Genomic DNA, 839 nt, shown 5'->3' with positions numbered 1-839 from the left:
ATTCAGGCGCACAAGAAAACCATTACGTTTTTACAAACCGGGGCCACGCTCCAGATCAAAACTTTCTCTCCTGACGTCATGACCGGCGTAAAGCCCTCTGGCGTACTGGTTGACGAAGAGCACGTTATTGCGGAAAAATCTGACGCCTCGCGGGTCATGGGGCAGATACGCGGGGGTATGATCAGCCAGCCAGAGGCTTTCCTGCTGATCATCACAACACAAAGTGAAAAACCACCGCGCGGCGTTTTCAAAGCAGATCTGATGAAAGCCCGCTCTATCCGTGACGGTGAGGTGCAGGGGCATACACTACCAATCCTCTATGAGTTCCCGGAGGATCTGCAAAAAATCTCAACCATACCTGGTGAACCTGCCCCTTGGGAAAAACCAGCATGCTGGCACATGGTGCTGCCGAATGCTGGGCGGTCGATTACGGTAGAGCGGTTAAAAGAAGATTATACCGAGGCCAAGGCTGCGGGCCTGGAAGAACTGGTACGCTGGGCTTCTCAGCATCTGAACGTGGAAATCGGCCTTGCATTGCGGAATGACCGCTGGGCAGGCGCAGATTACTGGATGGATCAAGCAGACAGCGAGTTGACGCTTGAAGAAATCCAGACCCGATCAGACGTGATCGTGGCCGGAATTGATGGGGGCGGACTGGATGACATGCTTTCCCTGGTCATCATGGGGCGCGACAGCGTTACTGCTGAATGGCTCTGCTGGTCCCGTAGCTGGGTCAACCATAATGTTCTGGAGATCCGCAAGAAAGAGGCGAGCCAGTTTCTGGATTTTGAGAAGCAGGGCGACCTGTGGGTCATGAAAGACCCATGCGCCGATATTGA

1 pseudogene is annotated in these 839 nt (G+C 54.0%); it reads left to right on the top strand.

Features of this window, described 5'->3' with window-relative positions:
• Positions 1 to 177: 177 nt before the first annotated feature.
• Positions 178 to 839: pseudogene (locus HK26_RS13005) on the top strand (terminase large subunit); the annotation flags it as partial.

It is taken from the genome of Acetobacter okinawensis (genome assembly GCF_002153655.1).
GTDB classification, from domain to species: Bacteria; Pseudomonadota; Alphaproteobacteria; order Acetobacterales; family Acetobacteraceae; genus Acetobacter; species Acetobacter okinawensis_A.
The sequence above is the reverse complement of the archived record's forward strand: the minus strand, read 5'-3'. Positions and strand labels throughout refer to the sequence as shown.